The sequence below is a fragment of the Demequina iriomotensis genome, from assembly GCF_000971395.1.
Classification (GTDB): domain Bacteria; phylum Actinomycetota; class Actinomycetes; order Actinomycetales; family Demequinaceae; genus Demequina; species Demequina iriomotensis.
In genome coordinates this window covers 605,552-626,584 of sequence record NZ_BBME01000009.1, presented here as the reverse complement: position 1 = coordinate 626,584, position 21,033 = coordinate 605,552, and the positions used below count along the sequence as shown (strand labels likewise).

Annotated in this window: 16 protein-coding genes; 7 read left to right on the top strand and 9 right to left on the bottom strand. The window is 72.4% G+C overall.

Annotated elements, in window-relative coordinates; genetic code table 11:
- Positions 1–16 precede the first annotated feature (16 nt).
- The 3 genes from pcrA to AOM09_RS03010 form a co-directional block, all read right to left on the bottom strand.
- Positions 17–2,584: a DNA helicase PcrA gene (gene pcrA, locus AOM09_RS03020; protein WP_062384063.1), complete on the bottom strand. Its 2,568-nt coding sequence runs from the start codon at positions 2,582–2,584 to the stop codon at positions 17–19.
- A gap of 158 nt (positions 2,585–2,742) precedes the next feature.
- Entirely contained in the window at positions 2,743–3,516 is a 774-nt protein-coding gene (locus tag AOM09_RS03015; RefSeq protein WP_062384060.1) for a hypothetical protein, read from the bottom strand.
- Between the two features lie 67 nt (positions 3,517–3,583).
- Positions 3,584–5,086 carry a DEAD/DEAH box helicase gene (locus tag AOM09_RS03010; RefSeq protein WP_062384056.1) on the bottom strand — a complete coding sequence of 501 codons (1,503 nt, stop codon included), beginning with the start codon at positions 5,084–5,086 and terminating at the stop codon, positions 3,584–3,586.
- Between the two features lie 238 nt (positions 5,087–5,324).
- Between AOM09_RS03010 and AOM09_RS03005 the strand changes: the two genes are divergently transcribed.
- Positions 5,325–6,014 carry a hypothetical protein gene (locus AOM09_RS03005; RefSeq protein ID WP_062384053.1) on the top strand — a complete coding sequence of 230 codons (690 nt, stop codon included), beginning with the start codon at positions 5,325–5,327 and terminating at the stop codon, positions 6,012–6,014.
- Here AOM09_RS03005 and AOM09_RS03000 read toward each other — a convergent pair.
- Positions 6,011–6,661, bottom strand: coding sequence for a response regulator (locus AOM09_RS03000; RefSeq protein WP_062384050.1), 651 nt, complete (start codon positions 6,659–6,661; stop codon positions 6,011–6,013). The genes AOM09_RS03005 and AOM09_RS03000 overlap by 4 nt on opposite strands.
- Positions 6,658–7,677 (bottom strand): sensor histidine kinase, encoded by a 1,020-nt coding sequence (locus tag AOM09_RS15115; RefSeq protein ID WP_062384047.1) that lies wholly within the window; start codon positions 7,675–7,677, stop codon positions 6,658–6,660. Before AOM09_RS15115 ends, AOM09_RS03000 begins: the two co-directional genes overlap by 4 nt.
- Before the next feature lie 151 nt (positions 7,678–7,828).
- On the opposite strand from AOM09_RS15115, the gene AOM09_RS02990 reads away from it, so the two are divergent.
- Complete coding sequence (locus AOM09_RS02990) at positions 7,829–9,409, top strand: PspC domain-containing protein (protein ID WP_062384045.1); 1,581 nt, start codon at positions 7,829–7,831, stop codon at positions 9,407–9,409.
- Positions 9,406–9,729 carry a hypothetical protein gene (locus AOM09_RS02985; protein WP_062384043.1) on the top strand — a complete coding sequence of 108 codons (324 nt, stop codon included), beginning with the start codon at positions 9,406–9,408 and terminating at the stop codon, positions 9,727–9,729. Before AOM09_RS02990 ends, AOM09_RS02985 begins: the two co-directional genes overlap by 4 nt.
- Before the next feature lie 136 nt (positions 9,730–9,865).
- Here AOM09_RS02985 and guaA read toward each other — a convergent pair whose 3' ends face one another.
- Genes guaA through AOM09_RS02965 form a run of 4 tightly spaced genes read right to left on the bottom strand, consistent with a single transcriptional unit; the run spans position 9,866 to position 13,705 of the window.
- Entirely contained in the window at positions 9,866–11,437 is a 1,572-nt protein-coding gene (gene guaA / locus AOM09_RS02980; RefSeq protein ID WP_062384040.1) for a glutamine-hydrolyzing GMP synthase, read from the bottom strand.
- Positions 11,434–11,781: a DUF3817 domain-containing protein gene (locus AOM09_RS02975; RefSeq protein WP_062384036.1), complete on the bottom strand. Its 348-nt coding sequence runs from the start codon at positions 11,779–11,781 to the stop codon at positions 11,434–11,436. The genes guaA and AOM09_RS02975 overlap by 4 nt, the downstream gene beginning before the upstream one ends.
- Complete coding sequence (locus tag AOM09_RS02970) at positions 11,778–12,539, bottom strand: SURF1 family cytochrome oxidase biogenesis protein (RefSeq protein WP_169747597.1); 762 nt, start codon at positions 12,537–12,539, stop codon at positions 11,778–11,780. The genes AOM09_RS02975 and AOM09_RS02970 overlap by 4 nt, the downstream gene beginning before the upstream one ends.
- Positions 12,536–13,705 carry a GGDEF domain-containing protein gene (locus tag AOM09_RS02965; protein WP_062384031.1) on the bottom strand — a complete coding sequence of 390 codons (1,170 nt, stop codon included), beginning with the start codon at positions 13,703–13,705 and terminating at the stop codon, positions 12,536–12,538. The genes AOM09_RS02970 and AOM09_RS02965 overlap by 4 nt, the downstream gene beginning before the upstream one ends.
- A gap of 194 nt (positions 13,706–13,899) precedes the next feature.
- Between AOM09_RS02965 and pta the strand changes: the two genes are divergently transcribed.
- The 4 genes from pta (at position 13,900) to AOM09_RS02945 (ending at position 20,915) form a co-directional block, all read left to right on the top strand.
- Positions 13,900–15,978 carry a phosphate acetyltransferase gene (pta, locus tag AOM09_RS02960; protein ID WP_062384029.1) on the top strand — a complete coding sequence of 693 codons (2,079 nt, stop codon included), beginning with the start codon at positions 13,900–13,902 and terminating at the stop codon, positions 15,976–15,978.
- A complete protein-coding gene (locus tag AOM09_RS02955) occupies positions 15,975–17,111 on the top strand; it encodes an acetate/propionate family kinase (RefSeq protein WP_062384027.1) in 1,137 nt (378 codons plus the stop codon). Before pta ends, AOM09_RS02955 begins: the two co-directional genes overlap by 4 nt.
- A gap of 243 nt (positions 17,112–17,354) precedes the next feature.
- Positions 17,355–19,811 (top strand): phosphoketolase family protein, encoded by a 2,457-nt coding sequence (locus tag AOM09_RS02950; protein ID WP_062384023.1) that lies wholly within the window; start codon positions 17,355–17,357, stop codon positions 19,809–19,811.
- A gap of 144 nt (positions 19,812–19,955) precedes the next feature.
- Positions 19,956–20,915: a zinc-binding dehydrogenase gene (locus AOM09_RS02945; protein ID WP_062384020.1), complete on the top strand. Its 960-nt coding sequence runs from the start codon at positions 19,956–19,958 to the stop codon at positions 20,913–20,915.
- The last annotated feature ends 118 nt before the right edge of the window (positions 20,916–21,033 follow it).

Genomic DNA, 21,033 nt, shown 5'->3' with positions numbered 1-21,033 from the left:
ACGCTAGCGCCGAACGCTACAGCTTGTCGAGGGAGTTGAAGCGCAGCACCAGCCGCTTGACCTCGCCGCCGAAGTCGACCTTCACCACCGCGTTGCGGCCCGCGCCCTCGGTGCCCACGACCTTGCCCATGCCGTGCTTGTCGTGCAGCACGCGCTCGCCCACCTCGAACCCGACGTCGCCGCCGCCGGAGCCCGGCGGGCTCGGCGGCACGCGCCGCGTGCTGACCGCGCCGGCGCGCGAGTACGTGTTGCCGTCCTCGCGGTCCTGGCTGCCGCCGTAGCCGGAGCCCGAGCCGTAGCCCATGCCCGACCACGCGCCGCCGCGGGAGGTGCCGCGATCCGACTGAGCCCGCAGCGAGCTCATGGTCACGGCGGCCCGCGTCCACTCCATGAGCTCCGCGGGGATCTCCTCGACGAAGCGGCTCGCACCGAAGTACTGCGGCGCACCCCAGCTCGAGCGCGCCTCCGCGCGGGTGAGGTACAGCCGCTCGCGCGCACGGGTAAGGCCCACGTACGCGAGGCGGCGCTCCTCCTCCATGTCCTTGAGGTCACCCGACTCGATGGACCGCATGTGCGGGAAGGTGCCGTCCTCCATGCCCGTGAGGAACACGACGGGGAACTCGAGTCCCTTGGCGGTGTGGAGGGTCATCATGGTGACCACGCCGCCGCTGCCGTCGGCGTCCGGGACCTGGTCCGCATCCGCGACGAGCGCGACCTTCTCGAGGAAGTCCGCGAGCGTGCCGTCGGGGTTGTCCTCCGAGAACTCCCGCCCCACGGCCACGAGCTCCATGATGTTCTCGATCCGGCTCGCGTCCTGCGGGTCGTCGCTCTTCCTCAGCGAGGCGAGCAGGCCCGACCGGTCGGCGATCGCGTCGAGCACGCCGGCGGGTCCGTTGTCCTGCGCGAGCGCCCGCAGATCGTCCATGAGCCGCACGAAGTCCTCGATGGCGCGCTGCGAGCGCGCCTGGAGCCCCGCATCGTCCAACTGCCGCAGCGCCGTGCCGAAGCTGGCCTCCTGGCCGGCCGCGACCAGCGCGCGGCGCACGCCTTCGACCGACTCGACGGCGGTGTCGCCTATGCCGCGCTTGGGCTCGTTGATGATGCGGCGGGTGGCCACGTCGTCGTCCTCGTTCACCACGGCGGCGAGGTACGCGAGCATGTCCTTGATCTCCTTGCGCTCGTAGAAGCGCGTGCCGCCGACCACCTTGTAGGGGATCTCGGCGCGGATGAAGCGCTCCTCGACGGCGCGGGACTGCGCGTTCGCGCGGTACATGATCGCGATGTCGTTCGGCTCGACGCCGTCCTCGTCGATGAGGCGGCGGATCTCGGTCGCGATGTACTGCGCCTCGCCCTGCTCCGTGTCCGCGGCGTAGCCCTTGATCTTCTCGCCCGCGCCGGAGTCGGTCCAGAGGTTCTTGGGCCGACGGTCCGAGTTGTGCTGGATGACCGTGTTGGCGGCGGTGAGGATGTTCTGCGTCGAGCGGTAGTTCTGCTCGAGGCGCACGATGTGCGCGTTCGGGTAGTCCTTCTCGAACTCCATGATGTTGCGGATGGTCGCGCCGCGGAAGGCGTAGATCGACTGGTCCGCGTCACCCACGACGGTGAGCTCGCCCGCGGGCAGGCTCGCGTCGTCCGCGGGCCCCACGAGCTCGCGCACGAGCACGTACTGCGCGTGGTTGGTGTCCTGGTACTCGTCCACGAGGATGTGGCGGAACCGCTCGCGGTAGGCGCGCGCGACCTTCGGGTGGTTCTGCACCAGCGCGACGGTCTTCACGATGATGTCGTCGAAGTCGACCGCGTTGGCCGCCTCGAGGCGTCGCTGGTACAGCGGGTAGGCGGTGGCCGCGGCGTGCTCGATGGAGAACTTGGACGCCATCGACGCGCCCGCGAGCGCGACCTCGGGGTCGATCAGCTCGTCCTTGAACTTGCCGATGCGTCCCAGGATCGCCTTGGGCGTGAACTTCTTCGGATCGAGGTTCAGCTCCTTCATGACGAGCTTCATGAGGTTGACCGAGTCCGACGTGTCGTAGATCGAGAAGCTCGAGCTCAGCCCCGCAAGCTCGTGGTCGGCGCGCAGGATCCGCACGCACGCGCTGTGGAACGTCGCGACCCACATGCCGCGCGCCTCGGGACCCACGAGCGCCTCGACGCGCTCGCGCATCTCCGCCGCCGCCTTGTTGGTGAAGGTGATCGCGAGGATCTGGTGCGGCCGCGCGCGGTGCGTCTCGAGCAGATGAGCGATGCGGTGCGTCAGCACGCGGGTCTTGCCGGAGCCGGCGCCGGCCATGATGAGCAGCGCCTCACCCTGGTGCGTGACGGCCTCCGCCTGCGGCGGGTTGAGGCCCTCGACGAGGGACGATGCGCCCCGCGCGGGCCGGTTCGCGGCCGCGGCCGGCCGCGTGTGCCCGGTCAGGATGGGCGCGGGAGGGATCCAGGCGTCCTCGGGCTCCGGCTCGTAGGCCTCCTCGGGCGCGGGCTCGAGGTCGGGCGCGTGCCACTGCTCCGGCTCCGGCTGCTGGGCGGCGGGCGTGGTGGGCTGGGGCTCGCTGGGGGTCGAGCCGTCGAGATCGAAGAGCGCATCCATGACCCGAGAGATTCTAGGCGCTGCCACGGACACCCCTCCCCCCGGCCGACACTGGCAACGGATCTCGGGGCGACACGCCGGCTGGGAACGGCTCCTGGGCGCGACACGCCCGCGAACCGGGACCCGCTCCGTTGGAACTGTCAGTGAGGGCGGGGCCTTCAGCGGACGGTCGGCACCGTGCCGAAGCGCTCGAGGTCGGTGAGGGCGAGGTCGGCGGCGCGCCGGACCGCCGCGTCCTGGTCGTACTTGCTCAGTCCCAGCAGCGCGCGCCACACATCCCGGTCGGCGGGCGCCTGGCCGTCGATCGCGAGCAGCGAGTAGCAGAGGGCGTAGAGCGAGCGCATCTCGGGCCGCCGGTCCTCGGACAGGCCCCTCAGCTGCGGGATGAGATCCGCGAGCGCCTCGAGCCGGGCGCTGGGGAGCGCGGCGTCCTGCTCGTCGCCCGGCACGGTCGCGCGGTCGACGCCGCGCGCCCGGATGGCCCGGCGGCTGGGCGCGGCGGCGCCCGCCGCCCGGCCCGCGGTCCCGCCGTCCGCGCGCTGGGACGGCCGCGCCGCGGCCGGGGTCGCGGGGGCAGGCGGCGCCGGAGGCACGCCTCCCGACAGCGCGCCGCCGCCCCTCGCCTCGGACCTGCGCGGCAGCTCCTTCGGCGTATGGCGGTCCTGCTCCACGCGGACGTCCCCCACGGCCTCGGACACCGCGAGGTCCGCGAGGCGGCGCAGCAGCACTGCGGGATCGACGGGGTCCGGCACGGTCGGGGCGATGGGCGCCCGTGCGACGCCGGCCGCGGGGGTCGCGGTGCGCGCGCCCCAGAACTGCGAGGCGCGGGCGCCGTCCGGAACAGGGCGCGACGAAGCGTCCTCCGGGAGCCCGGCCGTCGCGACGCGCCGTGCCCCAGCGGAGAGCCCCTCAGCCGCGTCCGCGTTTGACACCCCTCGAGGCTAGCGCCGCATCACCCCTGGAACAAGGGGTCGGTAGGGAACGTACGGAATGTGGGGATCAGCGCGTGCGGCGTCCCTGGCCGCCGCGGCGCGAGCCGCCGCCCGAGCCGCCGCGCGCGGAGAACGCCGCGGCGCCTCCCGTCGATGCGCCCGCCGATCGCGGGGCCGCGGCCGCGCCACCCGACGCCGATGCGCCGCCCGAACGGGGGGCATGGGTCCGGGGGCGGGACGTCGCCTGCGCAGGCGCGGCACCGGTGGCGGCGCCGCGTCCGCGACCACCGCGACGGCGCCCGCCGCCCGCGGTCGCACCGGCCTGGGCACCTGCCCCGGACCGGCCGCGACCCGCGCCCTGACGCTGCTGAGGCGCCGGCTCGGCGGACGGCGTGACGTACGCGGCCACCTCGCCCACGAGTCGCACCACCTGCGGCGACGCTGCGCTGACGACCTCGGGGCGGACCTTGATGCTCGCCTTCTTGAGCAGCAGGTCGGTCTCCTTGCGCTGCTCGGGCATGACCACCGTCACCACGTCGCCCGCGGAGCCCGCGCGCGCCGTACGGCCCGAGCGGTGCAGGTACGCCTTGTGCTCGGCCGGCGGGTCCACGTGGACCACCAGCTCGACGCCGTCGACGTGCACGCCGCGCGCCGCGACGTCCGTCGCGACCAGGACGCGCACGGTGTCGCCCGCGAACGCCGCGAGATTGCGGTCGCGCGCGTTCTGCGAGAGGTTGCCGTGCAGGTCCACGGCGGGGATGCCCGCCGCGGTGAGCTGCTTGGCGAGCTTCTTCGCCTGGTGCTTGGTGCGCGTGAAGAGGATGCGGCGCGAGGTGCCCGAGGCGAGCGCGTGGATCAGGTCCTTCTTCGCATCGGCCCCCGCCACGTGGAACACGTGGTGGGTCATGGCCTCGACCGGGCTCGACGCATCGTCCACCGAGTGCATGACCGGCGAGTCGAGGAAGCGCTTCACCAGCTTGTCCACGCCGTTGTCGAGCGTCGCCGAGAACAGCAGGCGCTGGCCGCGCTGAGGCGTCGCGTTCATGATGCGCGTGACGCCGGGCAGGAAGCCCAGGTCCGCCATGTGGTCGGCCTCGTCGAGCACGGTGATCTCGACCGAGTCGAGCGAGACGTGGCGCTGACCCATGAGGTCCTCGAGGCGGCCCGGGCACGCGACCACGATGTCGACGCCGCGCTGGAGCGCCTGCTCCTGACGGCGCTGGCTCACGCCGCCGAAGATGGTGGTGGTACGCATGCCGTACGCGGCCGCGAGCGGCGCGAGCGTCGCGTCGATCTGGGTCGCGAGCTCGCGCGTCGGGGCGAGCACCAGCGCGCGCGGGCGCCCCGGCTTGGGACGGCCGCCGGCCTTGGCCAGGCGCGCGACCATGGGGATGGAGAACGCGAGGGTCTTGCCGGAACCAGTCTTGCCGCGACCGAGGACGTCGCGGCCGGCGAGCGAGTCGGGCAGCGTCTCGACCTGGATGGGGAAGGCGTGGCGCTTGCCCTCTCCCTCGAGGACGTCGGTCAGGGGGGTGGGCACGCCGAGCTCGGCGAAGGTGGTGGAGGTCACGTGGGTGCCTTTCGTGGCAGCGGCCGATGCGCGCGGAGCCCGGGCGGGCTCGTGCAGCACCGGCGATGGTGGCGAATCGCGGAGGTGTCCGCGCTCGTTCGCCGAAGAGAATTTCTACGAGCCGCGCCGCCTGGATGGTCGGGCGCCGGCGAGAAGTGGAAGCAATCTGCGACGCAGGAGGACCGGGGATGGTCCTGCAAGTACCACCCAGGGTACCAGGGAGAGCAGAATCCCTGTCATGACGGCGATTCCGGAAGGCGGCCGCGGCGAGCATCGCTGGCCCGCGGTGGGCGCTCTGCTGATCGCGCTCGCCATGTACGTGGCCCTGCCGTCGACGTTCCTGCCCGCCTTCCGGTACGCGATCGTCGGCATCGGCCTGGTGCTGCTCGTCCCGCTGCTCGTCGCGAACCCCGTGCGGCTGCATCGTCAGACCGCGTGGACGCGAGGGCTGTCGGTCGCGCAGGCGCTCCTGCTCGCGGCCTCCAACCAGGTGATGCTCGTCGCGCTGATCGTGTCGCTCACCGCGCCGTCGACCGGCTCGGGCTCGCGCATCCTGCTGTCGGCGGCCCAGGTCTGGCTCACCAACGTCATCGCGTTCGCGCTGGTGCTGTGGGAGCTCGACCGCGGCGGGCCCGTGGTGCGGCGCGCGCTCGCCCGCGCCGAGCTCCCGCCCGCGGACCTGCGGTTCGCGCAGGACGAGGACCACGACGCGATCGACGAGGTGGCCGCGGCATCGTCCCGCCACGCCGACTGGCGCCCGCGCTTCGGCGACTACCTCTACACGTCGCTGTCGAACTCGATGGCGTTCTCCGCCTCCGACTCGATCCCGCTGTCCGGACGCGCGAAGGCGCTCATGGGCCTGCAAGCGTTCTCGGGATTCGTGGTGCTCGCGCTCGTCATCGCGCGCGCGGTGGCGCTCTTCAGCTAGACGATCCTCCGCTGCGCCGCCCAGTGCGCGAGCTCGTGACGGTTGGACAGCTGCAGCTTGTGCAGCACCTTCCCCACGTGGGTCTCCACCGTCTTGATCGAGATGAACAGCTTCTCGGCCACCTCGCGGTACGTGTAGCCGCGCGCGATCAGCCTCATGACCTCCTGCTCGCGCTCGGTGAGCTTGTCGAGGTCCTCGTCCGCGGCTGCGACCTCGCCCCCGGCCGCCCCGAACGCGTCGAGCACGAACCCCGCGAGGCGCGGCGAGAACACCGCATCGCCCCCGGCGACGCGGCGCACCGCATCGGACAGCTCCGGCCCCGAGATCGACTTGGTCACGTACCCGCGCGCGCCGGCGCGGACGGTCGCCACCACGTCCTCGGCCGCGTCGGACACCGACAGCGCGAGCACGCGCGGCGCGCCGGGACGATGCAGGACCTCGGCGAGCACGTCGAGCGCGCCTCCCCCGGTGCCCCCGGGCAGGTGCACGTCGAGGATCACCACCTGCGGGGCCCTCGCGACGATCTCCGCGATCGCCGACTCGACGTCGCGCGCCTCCCCGACCACCTCGATGTCGTCCGCGAGGCTCTCGCGCACGCCGACGCGGATGACGTCGTGGTCGTCCACGATCACCACGGACACTGTCATGACTGCTCCTCCAGGGGCATGCTGAGGGTCACCTCGGTGCGGCCGCCCGGAGCGGAGGAGACCTCCGCCGTGCCGCCGTGGCGCTCCACGCGGTTGATGATGGATTCGCGGATCCCGAGCCGCCCGGCCGGGACCGCCGCCGGGTCGAATCCCGGACCGCCGTCACGCACGAAGACCTCGAGGCCGCGCGCGGTGACCTCGGCGTAGACCGAGTACGGAGCGTCGGCGTGGCGCGCGGCGTTGAGCACCGCCTCGCGCACCGCCTTGACGGCCGCCGCGAGCCCGGCCGTCGTGGGCGCGTCGCCGACGGTGACGACCTCGACCTCGACCCCGTGCGCGTCCTCGACCTCCGCGACGGCCGCGCCGAGCGCCGTCGCGACCGATTCCTGCGTGGACCGCCGCTCCTGGTAGAGGTAGGCACGCAGGTCGCGCTCCTGCGCCCGCGCGAGCCGCGCGACGGCGTCCGGATCGTCCGCCTTGGCGCGGATGAGCGTGAGCGTCTGCAGCACCGAGTCGTGCAGATGGGCCGCGATCTCGGCCCGCTCGAACTCGCGCACGCGACGCTCGCGCTCGACCCCGACCTGGCGGAGGAGCCGCAGCCACCACGGCGCGAGCAGCAGCGCCAGCGCGACGACGACGATCACGGGCACGATGATGGCGCGCAGCACGGGCTCGCGGCCCGGGAACGCGCTCGCGAACCACCACAGCGCCACGACCGCCAACGCGAGCCCCGCGCTCATGCGCAGCCACGCGTCGCGCGAGAACAGCCCGCCGACGTCGGGCCGGCGCGCGTCGAGCTGCACGGCGTTCTCGAGCGGGCTCCACACCAGGACGATCGCGACCACGAACAGCAGCAGCGGCAGCAGCCACCACGCCAGGTGGGCCCACTCGTACCGATGCGCGAGCATGACGCCGGCGAACGCGAGCAGCGCCGCACCGAGCGACGCGCGCCACCACTGCACGGCGGGCGAGCGCCGCTCGAGCGGATGCGCGATCCGCGCGGTGGTGGCCGTCATGGCACCACCTTCGCACAGCGCGACACCCCCGCTCCTCGGCCGTCGGGACGATGCGCGGGGCACCCAGGATTCAGGGTGCGAATCAGGGGCCTCCCTCATAGCGGGGGCGCGCGGCCCCGCGCGACACTCGAGGGAGATCGGAGGATTCGACATGACTGACCAGCAGACCCCGCCCACGGAGGCAGGGTTCTTCACGACCATCCGCGGGTGGGAGCTCACTCGCTCGGATGCGCGCGTCTTCAGCGGGGTGGGCGCCGGCATCGCCGAGCGCCTCGGATGGTCGCGGGCGTGGACCCGCGTGGGGCTCGTGGGCCTCGCCATCGTGCTCAACGGCATCGTGCTGCTCGCGTACGCCGCGGCCTGGGCGCTCCTGCCCGACCGTCGCGGGCGCATCATCGCGCAGGACTTCGGCCGCGGCGTCCCCAACGTGGGAGCGCTCGTCGCGATCGCCGTGGTCGGGCTCGTGGGCCTCGCGACCATCGGCGAGGGCGGCCCGTGGTCCTGGAACCACAGCTACGTCTGGGACGACGGCGTGGGCGGCGGCGTGTTCCGCATGGCCGCGCTGATCCTCGGGATCACCATCCCCCTGGCGGTGATCGGCGGCATCGTCTTCCTCGTCGTCCACCTGGCGCGCCGCGGCGGCACGGGCGGCGCGACGCCTCCCCAGCCCGGCCCCGACGGCGCACCGCCCGTGTACGCCGCGCCGCCGGCATGGGCCGCCGCGCGCCAGCAGGCCCGTGCGGACCGTCAGGCCCGCCGCGACGAGCGCGCGACCTACCGCGCTGGCGTCGCCGAGGACGCGGTCGCCTCCGCGTCCGCGGCGGCCGATGCGGCGGCCTCCCAGGCGCAGAGCGCGGCGGCCGCGGCGACGGGGTACGCGCAGCCGTACGGCGCACCCGCCTACGCCGCGCCGCCCGTGCCGCCCGTGCCGCCCCGCGCGCCCCGTGTGCCCGGTCCCGGCGCGCCCTTCTACTTGCTGACGCTCGCGTGGCTCGTGCTCTCGGGCGCGGGCGTCGCGGCCGCCGCATGGCAGGACCGGCTCGCGGTGCATCCGATGCTCGCGTGGTTCGCGGTCTTCCTCACGGGCGTGGGCGTGATCCTCGTGCTGGTCGCGCTGTCGGGGCGCCGCCTCGGCTTCCTCGCCTTCGCGTCGGCGCTCATGATGGTGCCGGCGCTCGCCCTCACGGCCGAGGCGGAGGACGTGCGCGACGGGTGGGCCGACCGCCACCTGCCGGAGATCCGGATCGAGCGCGACGGCGACGAGATCACCCGGATCGAGATCGGCGACGGCGGCTTCGTGCTCGGCGAGCCGGCGCCTGAGGAGTCCGTCGCGAGCGCCGCGCCCGAGCCCTCCTACGACGCGCTCGCGGCGTTCGACGGCGACTATGCGCTGATCTCGCTGCCGTCGGGCTGCTACGCGCTCGACGAGGTCCCGGGCTCCGAGGGGCAGTCCCGCGGGCTCATCTCCGAGACCGCGCTGGACTCGACCACGACCGCCGACGTGACCGCCGGCTACACCACGGTCCGCGTCGCCGCCGGGACCTCGCTCGAGGTGACCACCGGCGAGTCGGCCTCGGCCTCCGTGTACTGGCCCGACCGCGGGATCACGTGCGAGGTCTGGTCGGGCGCCTCGGTGTCGCTGGCCAACCCTGGCGACCCCGTCCTCACGCTCGACGCCACGCACGTGGCCGAGGGCTACTCCACCATCGTCATCGAGGAGGTGGCGTCATGAACGCCGAGCTTCGTCCGCGCCGCGGGACCGCCGAGCGGGTCACGGGCGCGATCTGGGGGGCGATCGTCGCCGCCACCGGCGGGCTGCTGATCGCCGCGCTGTCCGGCTTCCGCATCGACCTGGAGCTGTTCGCCATCATCGCGCTCGTCGCGCTCGGCGCATGGCTGCTGTTCTCGGCGCTCGCCTCGGCGAGCCGCCAGAACCGTCGCGAGCGCGCCGCCGTCGCGACCGAGACGCCGGCCCCGGAGCCGGCCCCCGAGCCCACATCCGAGCAGGAGCCCGCGCCCGATCCCGAACCCGAGGACCGCAAGGACCCCTGACCCGCCGCCCCCGCCCCTGCGGAGGTGCTGAGTGCCCGGATCGGCCGATTCTGGGCACCAGGCACCTTCCGGGGCGCGGCCGACGACCGGGACAACGGGAAGGGCCCCGCCGACGGCGGGGCCCTTCCTGTTCAGCTCACTCCCACTCGATGGTGCCCGGCGGCTTGCTCGTGACGTCGAGCACCACGCGGTTGACCTCGGCCACCTCGTTGGTGATGCGGTTGGAGATGTGCGCGAGCACGTCGTACGGCAGGCGCGACCAGTCGGCGGTCATCGCGTCCTCGGAGGACACGGGACGCAGCACCACGGGGTGGCCGTACGTGCGGCCGTCGCCCTGGACGCCCACCGAGCGGACGTCGGCGAGCAGCACCACGGGGCACTGCCAGATCTCCTGGTCCAGACCGGCCTTGGTGAGCTCCTCGCGCGCGATCGCGTCCGCGCGACGCAGGATCTCGAGGCGCTCCCACGTGACCTCGCCGATGATGCGGATGCCCAGGCCGGGGCCCGGGAAGGGCTGCCGTCCGACGATCTCCTCGGGGATCCCGAGCTCGCGACCCACCGCACGGACCTCGTCCTTGAACAGCGCGCGCAGCGGCTCGACCAGCGAGAACTGCAGGTCGTCGGGAAGGCCGCCCACGTTGTGGTGGCTCTTGATGTTGGCCGCACCCTCGCCGCCGCCAGACTCGACCACGTCGGGGTACAGCGTGCCCTGGACCAGGAAGTCGACCGATTCGCCGGACGCGCCGTACTCCTCGACCACCTGGCGGGCGGCGTCCTCGAACACGCGGATGAACTCGCGGCCGATGATCTTGCGCTTGGTCTCGGGGTCGCTCACGCCGGCCAGGGCCGAGAGGAACCGCTCCTTCTCGTCGCGGATGATGAGGCGCACGCCGGTCGAGGCGACGAAGTCCTTCTCGATCTGCTCGACCTCGCCCGCGCGCATGAGCCCGTGGTCGACGTGGATGCACGTGAGCTGGTCGCCCACGGCCTTCTGCACGATCGCCGCGGCGACCGCGGAGTCCACGCCGCCCGAGAGCGCGCAGATGACCCGCTTGGATCCCACCTGCTCACGGATGAGCGCGACCTGCTCCTCGATCACGTTCGAGGAGGTCCAGTCGGGCTGCAGCCCCGCGACGTTGTAGAGGAAGTTCTCGATCGCGTGCTGGCCGAGCGGCGAGTGCTTCACCTCGGGGTGCCACTGCACGCCGCACATGCGCTTGTCGAGGTTCTCGAAGGCGGCGACGGGCGCGCCCTCGGTGGTGGCCAGCACCTCGAACCCGGGCGGCGCCTCCTGGACGGAGTCGCCGTGGCTCATCCACACCTCCTGCACGGCCGGGCTGCCCGCGAGCGCGGTGCCGGCGGTGCCCACGGACGCCTGGGTGCGGCCGTACTCGCGCAGGCCGGTCTTCGCGACGGTGCCGCCCATGGCCTGCGCCATGGCCTGGAAGCCGTAGCAGATGCCCATGACGGGGATGCCGGCCTCGAACAGCGCGGGGTCGATCTGCGGGGCGCCGTCCTCGTACACCGAGGAGGGGCCGCCGGACAGGATCACGGCCGCAGGGTTCTTGGCGAGCATCTTCTCCGCGGACATCGAGTGCGGGACGATCTCGGAGTACACCGACGCCTCGCGCACGCGTCGCGCGATCAGCTGCGCGTACTGCGCGCCGCAGTCGACGACGAGGACGGGACGATGCTGGGTCTCGGTCACTTGGCCTCCTCCAGTTGAGCCGAGACCTCCGCGTGCACGCGGCGCTCGGCGAAGAACGACAGCAGGGGCACGATGCCGCCCGCGGCCATGTAGATGACGCGCGGGATGTCCCAGCGCATGAGCAGCCACAGCTGCAGCACGGTCACCAGGTAGACCATGTAGACGAAGCCGTGGATCTGCGCGACCGCGAACATCACCGGGTCCAGCGTGGCCTCGAGGTCGTCGAGACCGGGCAGGTACCGCAGCATGCCGAGGAAGACGACGATGAGCAGCGTGCCGGTGATGAAGGCCATCACGCGGTAGCGGGCGAGGGCGCCCGGGATCTTGCTGGAGGCGTCGCTCACGCGAGCTCCTCTCGGGTCGGGGGAACCCGCCCATTGTCCCGTATCCAGCGCACCGTGATGAACAGCGCGAACGCGCCGAACAGCCACCACTCGAGTGCGTAGGCCCCCGACCGGAAGTTGATCTCCTGCGTGGGCGGGAGCGGCTCCAGCGCGGTCCAGCTCGCGGTGCCGTCGTAGGCGACCAGCAGCGCGCCGTAGAGCGGCGCCGGCCACACCTGCGCGAGCTCCGACGTCGCCATGGCCGAGGCCCAGAACGTGCCGTCCGCCGGCGCGACCGCGGGGGTGGACGATGCGGCGGACGCCTCGGGCGCCCGGAGGTAGCCGTCGAGGGAGACCTCGGTGCCCGGCGCATCGTCCGGTCCCACCGCGTCGCCCTCGGCGCGCCAGCCGACCACCACGGCGAGGGTCGCCTCCGCGCCCGTCCCGGTCTGGTCCGCCGGGACGGTGAGCGCGCGCACGAGCATCTCCGCGGCGACGCCGTCGACCTCGCGGCCCGTCACGACGGCGGCGTCCACGTCGGCCCACGTGCCGGTCACGGTGACCTGCCGGCCCACGGCGACGCCCGATCCCTGCGCCGGCTGGAGGACGTCGGCGATCGGGACCGCCGGGTCGGGCTGGACCGCGCGGCCGGTGGTCGACGCGCGCGTCCACTGCCACCAGCCGAGCGCCCCGCACACCCCGACCGCGAGCGCCGCGATGAGCACGGCGGCGATCACGCGGCCCCAGAGGAGGGAGCCGCGCCGGACCTCCACCGTCACCTGGCGGGCCGCGCGGTCGAGCGTGAGGTGCCGGCCTCGCCGAGCGGGCGCATGCGCACGCAGTCGCGCCCCGCGAGCTTCGCGTCGTACAGCGCGTCGTCCGCGCGCTTGACCACGCGGTGGCTCATGCGGTCGGCCTCGCCGTCGGCGACCCCCACGGAGACGGTCACGCGGTGGTCGTGACCCGTGCATGCGATGGGCCGCTCGCCCACGATCCTTCTCATGCGCTCCATCATGACGGCTGCGTCCGCCAGCGAGGAATCCGCGAGGACGACGATGAACTCCTCGCCGCCCCAGCGGCCGAGCGCGTCGCTGACGCGCACCTGGCCGCGCAGCCGGTCGCCCAGCTCGGCGAGCACGCGGTCGCCGCATGCGTGGCCGTAGACGTCGTTGAGGTCCTTGAAGCGGTCGAGGTCCGCGATCGCGACGCAGTACGTGCGACCCTCCGCGGCCGCGAGCTCCTCGAGGCGCGCGCTCACGGGCCGCCGGTTGGCGAGGCCCGTGAGGGGATCGGTGTTCGCCAGGTACTCGGCGTGCGCGGCGAGCCGCTCCGCCTCCGCACGCGCGACGCGCGCCCGGTGGTGCGCGACCACGGACAGCACGAACATGAGGGTCGCGGTGCCGACGGCGTTGATCGCGAACGTGTCGGCGATGTGCTCGCGATCCGCGTAGGGCCCGATCCCCTCGGTGCCGAGCTGCGCGTACACGAAAGCGCCGGCCGACAGCAGCGCGAAGGTCCACCGCCACAGTCGTTGGCGCTCGGTGAACATGAGGAACACCAGCTGCGCGGCGGTGATGAGGTAGAAGTGATGCCCCGACGCCCAGCCCATGAGCACGGCCATGTAGAGCATCCCCGCGGTCGCCGTGGCGAGGTACACGATCGCCGCGAGCAGCTGACGGCCGCGCGCGACCAGCACGAGCACCGCCACGAACACCGCGATCGAGATCGCGTTGAGCCACGGCAGCGGCCCCGCCGCGACCGCCGGGTCGGCGAGGTAGCGCGCGGTGAAGAGCGTGGTGGAGGCGATCGACACGAGCGCGAACGTGCGGACGGTGCCCGCCGCGGAGCCCTCGGCCCCGCTCAGGCCACCGGCGCTGCGCTCGAAGAAGGTCGACAGCAGCGCGGGCACGCGCGACGAGCGTGCCTCGGGATCCCCCGGTCCCATCGCGCCTCCGTCTCCAGCCGGGCCGCCCGCACGGCGACCCCGCCTGCGGTCCGAACCCTCAGCGGGACCGCTGCGTCCAGCCTACGCATGCGCGTGCCGATGCGCCCCCGCAGGGAGTGCGCCGGGCAGGGTGCCACGGCGGCTGCGGGACCTTCGACCGCGAAGGTCCCGGGCATTCGTGGAACCATAGGGGCGTGGCACGAAGCATCTACATCGCATCGGCCGAAGGCGACACCGGAAAATCGACCATCGCGCTCGGCATCACCAACCTCCTCGCGAAGCAGGTCGGACGGGTCGGGATCTTCCGACCCGTGGCCCGCGTCGCCGACGGCTCCGACTACGTCCTCCAGCTCCTGCTCGGACACGACAGCATCGACCTGTCGTACGAGGAGGCGATCGGCGTCACCTACGAGGACGTCCACGCCGACCCCGAGAAGGCCCTCGCGACCATCGTGTCGCGGTACCACGAGGTCGAGCGCAAGTGCGATGCCGTCGTGATCGTCGGCACCGACTACACCGACGTGTCCGCGGCCGCCGAGCTCGAGTTCAACGGTCGCGTCGCCGCCAACCTGGGCGCGCCCGTCGTGCTCGTGGTGCACGGCAACGAGCGCACCCCCGGCGAGGTCGCGCAGGTCATCGACCAGGCCCGCCTCGAGCTGATCGGGTCGCACGCCCACATCTCCGGCATCTTCGTCAACCGCTGCAACGCCGCCGACGTGGACGCGATCGCCGCGCTGCTCCCCGAGGACCTGCGCCTGGGCGTGCTTCCCGAGGACCCGCTGCTCATCGCGCCGTCGATGAACCAGCTGGTCGACGCGATCGAGGGCACGCTCGTGACGGGCGACCCGTCGCTGCTGTCGCGCGAGTCGCACGGGATCATGGTCGGCGCGATGACCACGTCGAACCTCCTGGACCGCCTCGAGGACGGCTCCGTCGTCATCGTCCCCGGCGACCGCTCGGACACCGTCCTCGCGCTGCTCGCCGCGCACGGCGCGGAGGGCTTCCCCGCGCTGTCCGGCGTCATCCTCACCGGCGGCCTCGAGCCGCGCTCCGCGGTGCGCCGCCTGCTCGAGGGGCTCGGCTCGCCCCTGCCGGTCATCCGCACCGAGCTCGACACGTTCGAGACCGCCCGTCGCTGCTCGACCACCCGCGGCCGGCTGTCGCGCGAGAGCCAGCTCAAGGTGGACACCGCGCTCGCGATGTTCGAGCAGCGGGTCGACGCCGACAAGCTGCGCGAGGTGCTCGACGTCGCCCGCACCGACGTCATCACGCCGCTCATGTTCGAGTACGGCCTGCTCGACCGTGCGCGCTCGCCCAAGCAGCGCATCGTCCTGCCGGAGGGGATGGACGACCGCATCCTGCGCGCCGCCTCGTCCCTGCTCACCCGCGATGTGGTCGAGCTCATCATCCTCGGCAACGAGCAGTCGATCCGGGCCCGCGGCGCGGAGCTCGGCCTCGAGCTCGACGCGGCGACGATCATCAGCCCGAGCGACCCCGAGTACGTCGAGCGCTTCGCGCACGAGTACTACGAGATGCGCAAGCACAAGGGCGCGACCCTCGAGGCCGCGCGCGACCGCGTGCAGGACGTCAGCTACTTCGGCACGATGATGGTCGAGCTGGGCCTCGCGGACGGCATGGTCTCCGGAGCGGCGCACACGACGGCGCACACCATCCTGCCGTCCTTCCAGATCATCAAGACGGTGCCCGGCGTGTCCGTGGTCTCGTCGGTGTTCCTCATGTGCCTCGCGGACCGCGTGCTCGTCTACGGCGACTGCGCCGTCAACCCGGACCCGACCGCGGAGCAGCTCGCGGACATCGCGATCTCCTCGGCCGACACGGCCGCGCAGTTCGGCGTCGAGCCGAAGGTCGCGATGCTGTCCTACTCGACGGGCGAGTCGGGCACCGGTTCCGACGTCGACAAGGTGCGCGAGGCGACCCGGCTGGTGAAGGAGCGCCGCCCCGACCTGCTGGTCGACGGTCCGCTCCAGTACGACGCCGCGGTGGAGCCCTCCGTCGCCTCGTCCAAGGCTCCCGACTCGCCGGTGGCGGGCCAGGCGACGGTGCTGGTCTTCCCCGACCTCAACACCGGAAACAACACCTACAAGGCCGTCCAGCGCTCCGCCAACGCGGTCGCCGTCGGCCCCGTCCTGCAGGGCCTGCGCAAGCCGGTCAACGACCTCTCGCGCGGAGCGCTCGTGCAGGACATCGTCAACACGGTCGCGATCACCGCGATCCAGGCCCAGAACCTCGACTCCCCGGAAGGCAACGCGTGAGCGTCAACTACAACGGCATCGCCCTCGTCCTCAACTGCGGCTCCAGCTCGATCAAGTACCAGGTGGTCGACACCACCGTCGACGCGCCCCTCGCGTCGGGGCTCGTCGAGCGCGTGACCGACCACAACGAGGGCGTGCGCCAGATCATCGCCGACCTCTCCGAGCCCGACTCGGGCGTGGACCTGTCGACCCTGACCGTCGTCGGCCACCGCGTGGTCCAGGGCGGCTCCGAGTTCACCGCTCCCACCGTGGTGACGGATGAGGTCGAGGACCACATCGCCAAGCTCTCGACCCTCGCGCCGCTGCACAACCCGGCGAACCTCGCGGGCATCACCGCGGCCCGCGCCGCGTTCCCCGACATCCCGCACGTGGTCGTGTTCGACACCGCGTTCCACGCGACGCTGCCCGAGGCCGCGTACACGTACGCGATCGACCGTCGGGTGGCGGAGGAGCACGGGGTCCGTCGCTACGGCTTCCACGGCACGTCGCACGCCTACGTGTCGCGCGAGACCGCACGGCTCATGGGCAAGGACCCGCGCGACGTCAACATCATCGTGCTCCACCTGGGCAACGGCGCCTCCGCGTGCGCGGTCCAGGGCGGCGTCTCGGTCGACACGTCGATGGGCCTCACCCCGCTCGAGGGCCTCGTGATGGGCACCCGCTCGGGCGACATCGATCCCGCCGTGGTGATGCACCTGGGCCGCACCGCGGGCATGGACGTCGACGAGGTCGACGCCCTGCTCAACCGCCAGTCGGGCATGCTCGGCCTCACGGGCTACTCGGACATGCGCGACGTGTGGAAGGCCGCCGACGAGGGCGACCACGCCGCGCAGCTGGGCCTCGAGGTCTACGGCCGCCGCATCAAGGGCTACATCGGCAAGTACCTCGCCGAGATGGGCGGCGTCGACGCGATCGTCTTCACCGCGGGCGTGGGCGAGAACGACCACGGCGTACGCGAGCTCGCCACCACGGGCCTCGCCGGCCTCGGCATCGAGCTCGACCTCGAGCGCAACGACGGCCGCAAGAAGCAGGCGACGCTGGTCTCCACCGACGCCTCGCCGGTGCAGATCTGGGTGGTCCCGACCAACGAGGAGCGCGAGATCGCTCTGCAGTCGGTCGCCGCGGTCTCCTGACCCCCTCCCCGCCGCCTGACAGTCACCACGGATCTCACCGCGACACGCGGGTGGGAGGCCCCGCAACCGGGCCTCTCACCCGCGTGTCGCTTTCGTTTCCGTTGCCAGTGTCACGGGGGACGATGCAGGCGTCACCGGGTGCCGCATCGTTCACCCGGAATTTGCTCGCGGTCCAGGACCTTCGCCGCGCCATGTGAACGTTCACCATGAAATGCTGGGCGCGTACCCGATCTGGAGGTAGAGATGGCCCCGAAGCCCTGGTCCCCCCGCACTGCGGACTCCGTCAGCGACGCCGAGGTCGAGGCCATCGACCTGTGGTGGCGCACCGCGAACTACATGTCGGTGGGGCAGATCTACCTGCTCGACAACCCGCTGCTGCGCGCCCCCCTGCACCGCGACCACGTGAAGAAGCGCCTCGTGGGGCACTGGGGCACCACGCCCGGCCTGAACTTCATCTACACGCACCTCAACCGCATGATCACGTCGCGTCAGCAGCCGACGATGTACATCATCGGCCCAGGCCACGGCGGCCCCGGCCTGGTCGCGGCGAGCTACCTCGAGGGCACCTACAACGAGACCTACCCCGAGATCTCCGAGGACGAGCGCGGACTGCAGCGCCTCTTCAAGCAGTTCTCCTTCCCGGGCGGCATCCCGTCGCACGTCGCGCCGGAGACCCCGGGATCGATCCACGAGGGCGGCGAGCTCGGCTACGCCCTCTCCCACGCGTACGGTGCCGCGTTCGACAACCCCGACCTGCTGGTCGCGGCCGTGGTGGGCGACGGCGAGGCCGAGACGGGCCCGCTCGCCACCAGCTGGCACTCGAACAAGTTCATCAACCCCGCCACCGACGGCGTGGTGCTGCCGATCCTCCACCTCAACGGCTACAAGATCGCCAACCCGACCGTCCTCGCGCGCATCGGCGACGACGAGCTCGAGGCGCTCATGGTCGGCTACGGCCACAAGCCGCACTTCTTCACGGCCGGCTTCGACGAGGAGTCGCCCGCCGACTTCCACCGTCGCTTCGCCGCCGTGATGGACGAGGTGATGGACGAGATCGCCGCGATCAAGGCCGAGGCCAAGGTCAACCCCACGATGGACCGCCCGCGCTGGCCCATGATCGTGCTCCGCACCCCCAAGGGCTGGACCTGCCCGCCCAGCATCGACGGCAAGCGGACCGAGGGCTCGTGGCGCGCGCACCAGGTGCCGCTGTCCAACGCGCGCGACACCGACGACCACCTCCACACCCTCGAGGCGTGGCTGCAGTCCTACGGCCCGGACGACCTGTTCGACGAGGACGGCGTGGTGCGGCCCGAGGTGCTCGCCGTGGTCCCGCAGGGCGAGCTGCGCATGTCGGCCCGCCCCGAGGCCAACGGCGGCCTGCTGATGAAGGACCTGGTCATGCCCGACTACCGCGACTACGCGGTGGACGTGCCCGCCCCGGGAGCCGAGATCGGCGAGGCGACCCGCACGCTGGGCTCGTTCCTCAAGGGCGTCATGGAGAACAACCCCGACAACTTCCGCATCTTCGCCCCGGACGAGCTCGCGTCGAACCGCATCCAGGCGGTCCTCGACGTCACGCAGAAGGTGTGGAACGCGGGCATCGACCCGGACGACGGCCCCATGGGCCACGACGGCCGCGTGGTCGAGATGCTCTCGGAGCACCAGTGCCAGGGCTGGCTCGAGGCCTACAACCTCACCGGGCGCCACGGGCTCTTCACGAGCTACGAGGCCTTCATCCACATCGTCGACTCGATGTTCAACCAGCACGCCAAGTGGCTCAAGGTGGCCCACGAGCTGCCGTGGCGCCGGCCGATCCCGTCGCTCAACTACCTGCTCTCGAGCCACGTCTGGCGCCAGGACCACAACGGCTTCTCGCACCAGGACCCGGGCTTCATCGACCACGTGGTGAACAAGAAGGCCGAGGTGGTGCGCGTGTACCTCCCGGCGGACGCGAACACCCTGCTCGCGACCTACGACCACTGCCTGCGCAGCCGCGACCGCGTCAACGTCGTGGTCGCCGGCAAGCAGCCGCAGGCCCAGTGGCTCACCATCGAGGAGGCGGAGAACCACTTCGCGCGCGGCGCCGGCATCTGGGAGTTCGCCTCCAACGTGCCGCTGGGCGAGGAGCCGGACGTGGTGATGTGCGGCATCGGCGACGTGCCGACCATGGAGGTGCTCGCCGCGATCGACATCATCCGCGAGGAGCTTCCCGACCTCAAGGTGCGCATGGTCAACGTGGTCGACCTCATGCGCCTCCAGCCGGAGAAAGAGCACCCGCACGGCATGTCCGACCGCGAGTTCGACCAGCTCTTCACCGCCGACAAGCCGATCATCATGAACTACCACGGCTACCCCTGGCTCATCCACCGCCTCACCTACCGCCGGACCGGGCACGCGAACCTGCACGTGCGCGGCTTCAAGGAGGAGGGCACCACCACGTCGCCCTTCGACATGGCGATGGTCAACGACATCGACCGGTACCACCTGGTCATGGACGTCATCGACCGTGTCCCGTCGCTCGGCTCGCGGGCCGCGTCGCTTCGCCAGAAGCTCCAGGACAAGCGCTTCGAGGCCCAGCGCTACGCCTACGAGACCGGCGCGGACCTCCCCGAGGTCGCCGAGTGGGTCTGGTCCGGCGCCGGCACCGAGGTGCAGGCGAAGCTGTCGGGCGCGCTCGCGACCGACGGCGACAACGAGTAGGGACTCCTCTCCCGGCTCTCCAGGGGGACGATGCGCAGGCCCGGCCCGCGCATCGTCCCCCTGTCGCATGCCAGGCCCTCGCGTGCGGAGCGACGATGACCTCCGTCCCGCCCCGCGCCCCGGCATCGTCCTAGGGTGAGGAGCATGCTCGCCGCCTACGCCGCCCGTGTCAGCCCCGATGATCCCGTGAGCGCCCTCGAGGTGGGCGACAGGCCCGAGCCGGAGGCGCGCGAGCACTGGACCACCGTCGATGTGCGTGCCGCGAGCATCAACCACCACGACGTGTGGTCGCTGCGAGGCGTGGGCCTGGCCGGGGCGCAGCTGCCGATGATCCTCGGCTGCGACGCCGCCGGCGTCGCGCCCGACGGCTCCGAGGTGGTGGTGCACGGCGTCATCGGCGCGGACGGCCACGGGGTGGGCCCGCGCGAGCCGCGCAGCATCCTGTCGGAGCGCTACCCGGGCACGCTCGCGGAGCGCGTCGCGGTGCCGACCGCCAACCTGGTCGCCAAGCCCGCCGAGCTCAGCTTCGAGGAGGCCGCGTGCCTCCCCACCGCGTGGCTCACCGCCTACCGCATGCTGTTCCACGGCGCGGGCCTCACGCCCGGGCAGTCGGTGCTGGTGCAGGGCGTCGGCGGCGGTGTCGCGAGCGCCGCGATCGCGCTGGGCGCCGCGGCCGGGCTCGAGGTCTACGCCACGTCGCGCTCGGAGGCGAAGCGCGAGGCCGCGCTCGGCATGGGCGCCGTCGCCGCCGTCGAGCCGGGAACCCGCCTGCCGCGACGCGTCGACGCGGTCGTCGAGACCGTGGGCAAGGCGACCTGGAAGCACTCGATCGCGAGCGTGCGCAACGGCGGCACCATCACGATCGCGGGCCACACCACGGGGGACCCGGATCCCGCGCTGCTCACCCGCGTCTTCTTCCACGAGCTCCGCATCCAGGGCGTCACCATGGGCACGCGCGCGGACCTCGCGGCGCTCATGGCGTTCCTGGTGCGCACCGGGCTGCGGCCCACGATCGACGGCGTCCACCCGCTCTCGCGCGCGCACGATGCGGTGGCACGGGTGGTCGCGGGCGAGCAGGTGGGCAAGGTGGTCGTCGCGGTCTGACGGCGCCGCTCGGCGCGGCCGGGCGTGGCTCGGCGCCGCTCGGCGCGGCGCGGCCGGGCATGGCAGGGCCGGGCAGCAGGCGAGCCGCAGCGCTACGGCACCGGATGCCTTATTTGAC